General features: G+C 76.4%; 8 protein-coding genes and 1 pseudogene. 4 read left to right on the forward strand and 5 right to left on the reverse strand.

Annotation, left to right across the window (positions count from 1 at the left end):
• Positions 1 to 150 precede the first annotated feature (150 nt).
• Positions 151 to 2,922, reverse strand: coding sequence for a SpoIIE family protein phosphatase (locus ACF053_RS22495; RefSeq protein WP_391955560.1), 2,772 nt, complete (start codon positions 2,920 to 2,922; stop codon positions 151 to 153).
• Between the two features lie 215 nt (positions 2,923 to 3,137).
• On the opposite strand from ACF053_RS22495, the gene ACF053_RS22500 reads away from it, so the two are divergent.
• The gene (locus ACF053_RS22500) at positions 3,138 to 3,422 is read left to right on the forward strand and encodes a hypothetical protein (RefSeq protein WP_391955561.1); all 285 of its coding nucleotides are present in this window, start codon (positions 3,138 to 3,140) and stop codon (positions 3,420 to 3,422) included.
• A gap of 90 nt (positions 3,423 to 3,512) precedes the next feature.
• Here the strand turns inward: ACF053_RS22500 and ACF053_RS30250 are convergent.
• Positions 3,513 to 3,713 (reverse strand): annotated as a pseudogene (locus ACF053_RS30250) (IS982 family transposase); the annotation flags it as partial.
• A 619-nt stretch (positions 3,714 to 4,332) separates the two neighbouring features.
• Positions 4,333 to 4,539 carry a hypothetical protein gene (locus ACF053_RS22505; protein ID WP_391955562.1) on the reverse strand — a complete coding sequence of 69 codons (207 nt, stop codon included), beginning with the start codon at positions 4,537 to 4,539 and terminating at the stop codon, positions 4,333 to 4,335.
• A gap of 346 nt (positions 4,540 to 4,885) precedes the next feature.
• Between ACF053_RS22505 and ACF053_RS22510 the strand changes: the two genes are divergently transcribed.
• A complete protein-coding gene (locus tag ACF053_RS22510) occupies positions 4,886 to 5,149 on the forward strand; it encodes a hypothetical protein (protein WP_391955563.1) in 264 nt (87 codons plus the stop codon).
• Between the two features lie 109 nt (positions 5,150 to 5,258).
• On the opposite strand, the gene ACF053_RS22515 is transcribed toward ACF053_RS22510, so the two are convergent.
• Together ACF053_RS22515 and ACF053_RS22520 are read right to left on the reverse strand one after the other, a co-directional pair.
• The gene (locus ACF053_RS22515) at positions 5,259 to 5,615 is read right to left on the reverse strand and encodes a hypothetical protein (protein WP_391955564.1); all 357 of its coding nucleotides are present in this window, start codon (positions 5,613 to 5,615) and stop codon (positions 5,259 to 5,261) included.
• Positions 5,616 to 5,733: 118 nt separating this feature from the next.
• The gene (locus tag ACF053_RS22520; protein ID WP_391955565.1) at positions 5,734 to 6,417 is read right to left on the reverse strand and encodes a helix-turn-helix domain-containing protein; all 684 of its coding nucleotides are present in this window, start codon (positions 6,415 to 6,417) and stop codon (positions 5,734 to 5,736) included.
• 481 nt (positions 6,418 to 6,898) lie between these two features.
• Between ACF053_RS22520 and ACF053_RS22525 the strand changes: the two genes are divergently transcribed.
• Both ACF053_RS22525 and ACF053_RS22530 read left to right on the forward strand, forming a co-directional pair.
• Complete coding sequence (locus tag ACF053_RS22525) at positions 6,899 to 7,357, forward strand: Crp/Fnr family transcriptional regulator (protein ID WP_391955566.1); 459 nt, start codon at positions 6,899 to 6,901, stop codon at positions 7,355 to 7,357.
• A gap of 126 nt (positions 7,358 to 7,483) precedes the next feature.
• Positions 7,484 to 8,119 carry a CBS domain-containing protein gene (locus ACF053_RS22530; RefSeq protein WP_391955567.1) on the forward strand — a complete coding sequence of 212 codons (636 nt, stop codon included), beginning with the start codon at positions 7,484 to 7,486 and terminating at the stop codon, positions 8,117 to 8,119.
• Positions 8,120 to 8,246 lie beyond the last annotated feature (127 nt).

Genomic DNA, 8,246 nt, shown 5'->3' on the forward strand with positions numbered 1-8,246 from the left:
GGTCGCGGTCGGTCGGCCCGGGGCGGGGGTCGGATCCGGTCGGGGCCGGGGCCGGTCGGGGCCGGGGCCGGTCGGGGTCGGGGCGGGTCGGGGCGTGCCGGGTCGGGTCGGGGCGGCCGGCTCGGGGCGTGTCGCGTCGGGTCGGGGCTGTCAGAGGGGGTCGGCGTCGAGGGCGTCGAGGAAGAACTCCGCTCCGCGTCCTGCGCCGAACGCGGCGCCCGGCCCGGTCAGCTGCTGCTCGGCCCAGATGACCTTTCCCTGCCCGGTGTAGCGGGTCCCCCAGCGCTCGGAGAGCTGGGCCACGAGGAACAACCCCCGGCCGCCCTCGTCGGTCGTGGCCGCGTACCGCAGGTGCGGGGAGGTGCTGCTGCCGTCGGACACCTCGCACGTGAGGACGCGGTCGTGGATGAGGCGCACGTGGACCGGGGCGGTGCCGTAGCGGATGGCGTTGGTGATCAGTTCGCTGAGGATCAGCTCGGTGGTGAAGGCCGCGTCGCTCAGGCCCCAGGTGGCGAGCTGCTCGGCGGCGGCGGCCCGCAGTCCCGAGACGGCGCCGGGGTGGAAGGGCACGTCCCAGTCGGCGACGCGGTCGGGGCCGAGGCTCCGGGTCCGGGCGATGAGGAGCGCGACGTCGTCCTTGGGGCGGGCCGGCAGCAGGGCGTCGAGCACGGCCCGGCAGCTCTCCTCCGGGGTGCGGTCGACGCCGTCGGGCGGGGCGAGGGCCAGCCGCAGCAGGTCGAGGCCGACGTCGATGTCGCGGGTGCGCTCCTCGATGAGGCCGTCCGTGTAGAAGACCAGCTGGCTGCCCTCGGCGAGCTCCAGCTCGGCCGTCTCGTACGGGATGCCGCCCAGCCCCAGCGGCGGGCCCACCGGCAGGTCGGGGTACTCGACGTGGCCGCCGGGGTGGACCAGGGCGGGCATGGGGTGCCCGGCGCGGGCCAGCGCGCAGCGCCGCGTGACCGGGTCGTACACGGCGTACAGGCAGGTGGCCCCGGTCATGCCGGCGCCGCCGTCGGGGCCGCCGTAGCCGGCCTCGGCCTCGTCCTGGTCGATGCGGCCGACGAGGTCGTCGAGCCGGCCGAGGAGTTCGTCGGGCGGCAGGTCGAGGGTGGAGAAGTTGTGGACCGCGGTGCGCAGCCGGCCCATGGTGGCGGCGGCGTGGAGGCCGTGCCCGACGACGTCGCCGACGACGAGGGCGACCCGGCTGCCGGGCAGCGGGATCACGTCGAACCAGTCGCCGCCGACGCCGGACTGGGCGGGCAGGTACCGGTGGGCGACCTCCACGGCGCTCTGCTCGGGCAGCGCCCGCGGCAGGAGGGAGCGCTGGAGGGTGACGGCCATGGCGTGCTCGCGCGTGTAGCGGCGGGCGTTGTCGATGGCCACCGCGGCGCGGGCGACGAGCTCCTCGGCGAGCGTGACGTCCTCGTCCTCGAAGGGCTCCGGCTTCTCGGAGCGCCAGAAGTTGGCGACGCCGAGGACCACCCCGCGGGCCTTGAGCGGCACGGTGATCAGGGAGTGGATGCCGTACTCGACGATCCGCCCCGCCCGCTCCGGGTCCTGCGCCTGCCATCCGGGCGCGCGGGACAGGTCGGGCACCAGCTCGGCGCGGCCGGAGCCGAAGCCCTTGGCCTGGGGCGTGGACGGCACGAAGGCGATCATGCGGCCGACCGTGTAGAGCGGGTGCTCGTCCCGGATGCCGCGGGAGGCGGTGCGGCGCATCTCGGTGCTGCTGCCGGTGGGTTCCTCGCCGCGCAGCACGGGGTCGGCGAGGTCGACGGTGACGTAGTCGGCGAAGCGCGGCACGGCGACCTCGGCCAGCTCCTCGGCGGTGCGGCCCACGTCGAGGGTGGTGCCGATGCCCACGCCGGCGTCGTACAGCAGGTTGAGGCGTTTGCGGGCGACCTGGGCGCGGCCGGTGAGGGCGCGCAGTTCGGTGGTGTCGCGGATGGTGACGACGGTGCCGCCCGGCCCTCCGTAGGGGTGGGTGAGGCGCTGGTTGACGGCGAGGAGCCGCCCGGCGGCGGGCACGACCTCGTCGGTGGCGGGCCGCCCGGACCCGAGCAGCTCGGCGATCCGCGGGTCGAGGCCGGGCAGCTCGGAGACGTGCCGGCCCTCGGCCCCCGGCGGGAGCTTCAGGAGCCGTAGCGCCTCGTCGTTGGCGAGGACGAGGCGGCCGTCGCCGCCCACGATGACGACGCCCTCGCGGACGGCGTGCAGGACCGCGTCGTGGTGCTCGTACACACGGGTCATCTCGGCGGGGCCGAGGCCGTGGGTCTGGCGGCGCAGGCGACGGGTGACGAGGGCCGAGCCGGCGGTCGCGACGGCGAGCCCCGCGGCGCTCGTGCCGAGGATGACGGGCAGCTGGCGGTTGACGACGCCGGTGACGTTGGCGACCTTGAGCCCGGCGGAGACGAGGGCGACGACCCGGCCGTCCGCGTCGGTGACCGGGACGACGGCCTGCACCTCGTCGCCGAGCGGCCCCTGGACGCGTTCGGTGAGGACCCGGCCGGCGAGGGACGGCTCGATGGTGCCGACGAAGCGCTGCCCGATCCGCTCGGGTTGAGGGTGGGTGTAGCGGATGCCGTCGGTGTCCATGACGACGATGAAGTCCACGCCCGCCCGCCGGCGGGCGGTCTCGGTGAGCGGCTGGAGCTGCTGGGACGGGGCGGGGGTCTCCAGCGCCTCCAGCAGGCCCGGGGAGTGGGCGAAGGTCTCGGCCACGGCGAGGGACCGGTTGCGGGCCTCGCGCTCGCCGTCGTACCGCGACTGCAGGAGGAGGGCGAGGACGGCGCCGAGCACCAGCAGCACGATCAGCGTCACCTGCAGGGCGAACACCTGCCCGGCGACGCTGCGGGGAAGCCTTTCGGCCAGTGACCGGACCGACACGCCCCGGAACCGGTCTGTGAATGCGGCCACGCTCATTTGTAACACTGTCCCCCTCGTCCGGCGCCAGATCAGGGGGACCAACGGTGCTGGCGGGCGTGTATCCCGCCGGCGGGCGCCACTCCCCCGCGTCCCGGCCGGGCGGCCCCGCGGGTGCCGGGTGTGGCGCCGATGACGTTCGGAGGGTGCATTTCCCGCCGTCCTGGCGCGGGTATGGTCCCCGCAGGGCCGACGGTGGGGACTGGGGGCGCGGCGTGGCCGAGCGGGAGTTCGAGGAGCGGGGCGTGCTCATCCGGCGGGGGTGGCGCCAACTGACGACGGCCGGCCGGATCCGGGTCGCCGGAGGGCGGCTGACGCTGCTCAACAGCCGGGGCAGCGAGATCGACAGCGCGCCCCTGTCCGAGGTGCGCCTCGGGGAGCCGTGGTACGTGCCGCGCGGCTGCGTGCGCGCGGTGCTGGGGAGAACCGTGTACCTGCTGCGGCTGCCGCCGTCCCGCGCGCGGGACGTCGCCGAGGCCGCCCACCGGGCGCGGCGCTAGACGATCGGTTCCAGGGGTCAGTGGTCACAGGCGGCCAGTGAGCGCAGGACGGGCTGCCCCATGGAGTCGCGGTGCCGGACCGCCGCGGTCGCGTTTGACGGTCCCGCGTGTGCGGCCACGCTCCACCGGCCGTGGAGTCCACGATCCGCACGTCGTCGCTCCACACGGTGGTCTCGGTGGCCAGGAGCCGGATGACCCGGCGGAGCAGCTCGGCCGCCTGGCGCGGTGCTTGTCGTAGCCAGGCTGCTTCGGCAGGTGCGGCAAGAGACGCCGCGGGTGGGAACGGGCATGGCCCTGCTTGCGGAACTCGCCCCGCGCCTGACCGCGGAGATCTCCGTCCGGCCCTTCCTCCGTGCCGACCTGGAACGCGCGCTCCGGGTCATGACGCCGTGGACCTCCCGTCCCGACCTCCACGTCCGCCGACTGGCCAGTGGGGGCACGCGGCCGAGACGGCCCCGGGCGCCCCGGCTTCCGGGGCCGATCGCGGATCCGACACCCGCACTGCCCCTGCTCGACGCGCTGTACCGGGATGACTCCGAATACGTCCGCAGGCCAGTGGCCAGCCACCTCAACGACATCAGCCGTGACCACCCCGACATCGCCACCGGTGTCGCGGCGCGCTGGCTGAGCGACCCCGCACCGACGACGACCCGGTTGGTCCGGCACGGCCTGCGAACCCTGATCGAGTCCGGCCACACCGGGGCCCCTACGCTGCTCGGCCACTCCCCGGACAGTCCCGTCGCCGTCGAGGGCCCGCACGTCCACGCCTCGGAGATCCGCGTCGGCGACCACCTGCTGTTCGACGAATCGACCATCCGGTCACCCGCAGGAGGCGTCTCTCCGGCGCTTCCCCCCTCCCGGCGGTGGGCCGGTCGCCGGTGGGCAGGTCGCCGGTGGGCAGGTCGCCGGTTCAGGACCCGACGGGGAGCGCGGGAAGGTCCTCCCACACCTGCCGCAGTTCCGTGTAGCGGCGGTCGGGCAGGCCCTCCAGGACCGCGCGCACCTCCGGGCGGGCCCCGGCGGCGGCGATGAGCAGGTCGCTGCGGCTCAGCGCCCCGTTGGCGAAGACGGCGGACAGGTGGTCGGCGATCTCGGTACGGGTGACGTCGTCTGCCATGGCTCCCCCAGGTGTGAGCGCGCGAAGAGGTCGGCGGCATGGGTGGCGGTGGGGTGTCGCGAAGTGGTCGGTGCGGCCGCCGGGGGCGGCTCGGGCGCCGTCCCGGCCGTACGGGGCGGGGTCGGCGCGCAGCATCAATCTAGCGCAGCCGAGCGGCCGTTGAGCGGGGCGACGGACCGCTGGGCGGGGTGCTCCGGGCAATTCCCCGCGCGGTCGCGGGGAGGTACCCCGCACGTCCCGCATCGTTCACCGGGCCCCCGGCCGCAAGGCCGGGGAGCCTCCCCGCTCGTGACGGTACGATCGCGTTGGGTGACGGGGCGGACGCGGCGGTGGGAGGACGGCAGTCATGGCGAGGGTGACACGACAGGAGATCACCGCCTGTACCCGGGGGGCGTTCGGTTCGGGCTGGGTGGGCAGGGACGGGCTGTGCGCGGCGGCGCGCGCGGCCGGTGCCCGGCCGGAGGCCGTCGCGGTGCTGGCGGGGCTGTCGCCGTACGTACGGGTGTGCGGGGTGCCGGACCTGCTCCTGCTGCTGCCCGGCCTGCCGGACGACCCCGAGGCGGAGCCCGCGGACGGCGGCGCGGACGGCGGGGCACCGGCCGCCGTGTGACGTCCCGGTGGGTGACGGCCGCGGTCGGGTGGTGCGGGGAGGGACGACCGCCGTGGAGGCGTGCGGACGCCCCGGGCGGCGACCACCGCCACGGAGGCACCCGGCGCGGTCAGGGATGGAGGGGGGCGCCGGCGGGTGGCGGGGCGGGCGGTGGCGACGGGTCGGTCGCGGGGTCCCCGGGTTGGGTCAGCACCGCCGTGAGGACCAGCCCGACCACCGCCACCACGACCGCCACGAGGAAGGTGACCTTGCGCCAGTCGCGGGGGTCCCGCCCGTCCGGTCCGTCGGCCGGGCGGTCGCGCGGCCGGTCGCGCGGCCGGTCGGCCGGGAACCCGCCGTGTGCGAAGGGGTCGCCGGTCAGCTGCCTGCCGAGGGCCGACATCGTGGCGTCGAGCTCGGGGTCCTCGCGCGCGAGGAGCCGCTCGATCTCGGCGAGCAGGCGGTCCTCGTCCATGCCGGACGCCATCACGACCACCTCCGGTGGGTTCTCCTGCTGGGACGGGATCCGCGCCGGGCGGCGCCCGGTCGCCCGCACCGGGTACCCGCCCCGGGCCCACCCGCACGGCCCGATCCGACCTCGTGCGTCAGACCTCGGGGAGCGGCGCGTCGTCGCCGTGCCGGACGTCGATGCGCCGCCCGCTGACCCGGTGGGGCGTGACGGCGACCCACAGGTCACGCCCGGCGCCCGCCCACGGAGTGGTGTACGCCCGCTCCGCCAGCTCGTGGACCGCGCCCGGTTCCGTGACGGTGCGGGCGTCCCCGACGAGGAGGACGCTCCAGCCCCGGCTGAACGCCTCGTCGATGTGGTCCACCTCGAAGGCGACCTCCGCGCCGGCGGCCCTGGCCGGGAGGGACGCGGAGGAGGTGCGGAACGCCACCTCGCCCTGGGCGACGAGGTAGTTCACGGGGAGGATCGCGGGCCCCTCGTGGGTGGTCACGGCCACCCGGCCGACCCCGTGGGTGCCGAGCAGCGTCCAGCACTGGGCGGGGGTCAGCTCGACGAGTTCCGGGTGGAGGGCCGCGTGCCCGATCCCGGGCGGCAGGTCCGTGGTGCCGCCGGCGAGGGCGACGGCGGTGGTCTCCAGGGCGTCGGCCAGGCGCAGCAGGAAGCCCATGCCGGGGGTTGCCGCCTGTTCCTCCAGGTACTGGATGTAACCCGGGGCCGACCCGGAGCGCAGGGCGACCTCCTCGCGGGACAGCCCGAGCTGTTCGCGGCGGGCGGCCACGCGGCGGCCGATGTCACTCCTCAGGGGCTCGGGTCCGGACATGGCCTCACGCTAACCGCGCCCCCGGACAGCCGCACGGCGACGGCCGCGGGCGGGCGGTGCCCACGAACCGGTCCGGGGACCGCGCGCGGACCGGCCATGGCGGTTCCGCGCCGGCCGTGGCGGCTGCGGGCCGGCCGCGGGCGCCGGTGGGCGAGCCACGGGCGGCTCCGGACCGGCCGGGACGGCCCGGGAGCCCGATCGGGGACGTCGGCGGGCGACGAGCCGGCCGGTCGCCCGGGCGGGGCCGGGGTCCACGGTCCGGGGGCCGGGGTCCACGGTCCGCGGGCCGGGGGTCCGGGGTCCGCGGGCCGGGGGTCCGCGGGCGGGGCCTACCGGCCGGTTGGTGAGTAGGCTCGAAAGACACCGTCGTACCGGGCGGGGCGCACGGACGGGGCCGGGCGCGCGCCCGGCGCACCCGGTGGCACCGCCGCGCTCCGGCGGCGCGGACGACGCTGGTGCGCGGGTCCACCAGGAGGTTCACATGAGCAGCACAGCACCGAGGATCAACGCCCTGCCCGCTCCGCACCGGGAGCGGCTGCTGGCCCTCGCCGAGGAGGTGTCGTTCGAGCCGGGCGAGCGGGTCTTCGACGAACACCGCCCCGCGGACCGGTTCTGGGTGGTCCGCACGGGCGCGGTCAACCTGGACTCGCGCGTGCCGGGCAGTCGCCGCCCCGCCGTCATCGAGATGCTCGGCCACGGCGAGCTCGTCGGCCTGTCGTGGCTCTTCCCGCCGTACGAGTGGGAGCTCGGCGCCGAGGCGATGAGCCTGGTGCGGGCCTACGAGTTCGACGCGGCGGTGGTGCGGGCGCTGTGCGAGGCGGAGCCGCCCTTCGGACTGGCGCTGACGCAGTGGGTCGGGCAGGTGCTGTCCCACCGGTTGCAGGCGACGCGGGAACGGCTGCTCGACATGTACGCCCCGCACGGCAGCGGCGTGCTCTGACGGCCTGGCGGGGACGGTTGCGGCGTTCCGTCCGTTTCCCGGGTGTCACCGGCGAGTGCCGGCCGCGCGCGGGCGGCGCGTCCCCCATCCTCGGTGGGGGGACCGAGCGAAGGGACGGGCGAGCGAATGAGGCACCGCAGCGTGGCCGATCTGATGACACCGGAGGTCGTCGCGGTGCAGCGCGGCACGTCCTTCAAGGAGATCGCGCGGCTGCTCGACGAGTTCGGCATCACCGCCGTCCCCGTCGTCGACGAGGACGGCCGGCCGGTCGGCGTGGTGTCCGAGGCGGACCTGCTGCACCGGCACACCTCCGGCGAGCCGGGGCCGAACACCAACACCGCCGAGGGGCTGATGTCCAGCCCCGCCGTCGTGGCGCGGCCCCAGTGGAGCGCCGTCGAGGCGGCCCGCGTCATGGAGCGCCGGCGCATCAAGCGGCTGCCCGTCGTGGACGGTACGGGGCGGATCATCGGGGTGCTCAGCCGCAGGGACCTGCTCCAGCTGTTCCTGCGCCGCGACCGCGCGATCCAGGAGGAGATCCTGGAGGACGTCGTGACCCGCACGATGGGGCTGGCGCCGTCGGCCGTCACGGTCGACGTCAACGACGGGACGGTCACCCTCAGCGGCATGCTGGAGCGCCGCAGCCTCGTGCCGATACTGGTGCGGCTCTGCGAGACCGTCGACGGGGTGGTGGACGTGGACGACCGGCTCGCCTACGAGACGGACGACACGGCCGCCCTGGCCTCCGGCGACGTCACGGGCTGAGGGGCCGGCGGGGGGCGCCCCCCCGGGCCCCCCCCCGGCCCCCCCCGCGGGGGGGGGGCCCCCCCCCGGGGGGGGGGCCCCCGGCCCCCCCCCCCGGCCCCCCCCCGCCCCGGCGGCCCCGGCAGCG

Source organism: Streptomyces kanasensis (assembly GCF_043077165.1).
Taxonomy (GTDB): Bacteria; Actinomycetota; Actinomycetes; order Streptomycetales; family Streptomycetaceae; genus Streptomyces; species Streptomyces changanensis.

Coding starts and splice junctions, on each gene's coding strand:
- ACF053_RS22515 (WP_391955564.1), bottom strand. CDS start 5,615: ATGGCGTCCGGCATGGACGAGGACCGCCTGCTCGCCGAGATCGAGCGG.
- ACF053_RS22520 (WP_391955565.1), bottom strand. CDS start 6,417: ATGTCCGGACCCGAGCCCCTGAGGAGTGACATCGGCCGCCGCGTGGCC.
- ACF053_RS22530 (WP_391955567.1), top strand. CDS start 7,484: ATGAGGCACCGCAGCGTGGCCGATCTGATGACACCGGAGGTCGTCGCG.
- ACF053_RS22510 (WP_391955563.1), top strand. CDS start 4,886: ATGGCGAGGGTGACACGACAGGAGATCACCGCCTGTACCCGGGGGGCG.
- ACF053_RS22525 (WP_391955566.1), top strand. CDS start 6,899: ATGAGCAGCACAGCACCGAGGATCAACGCCCTGCCCGCTCCGCACCGG.
- ACF053_RS22495 (WP_391955560.1), bottom strand. CDS start 2,922: ATGAGCGTGGCCGCATTCACAGACCGGTTCCGGGGCGTGTCGGTCCGG.
- ACF053_RS22505 (WP_391955562.1), bottom strand. CDS start 4,539: ATGGCAGACGACGTCACCCGTACCGAGATCGCCGACCACCTGTCCGCC.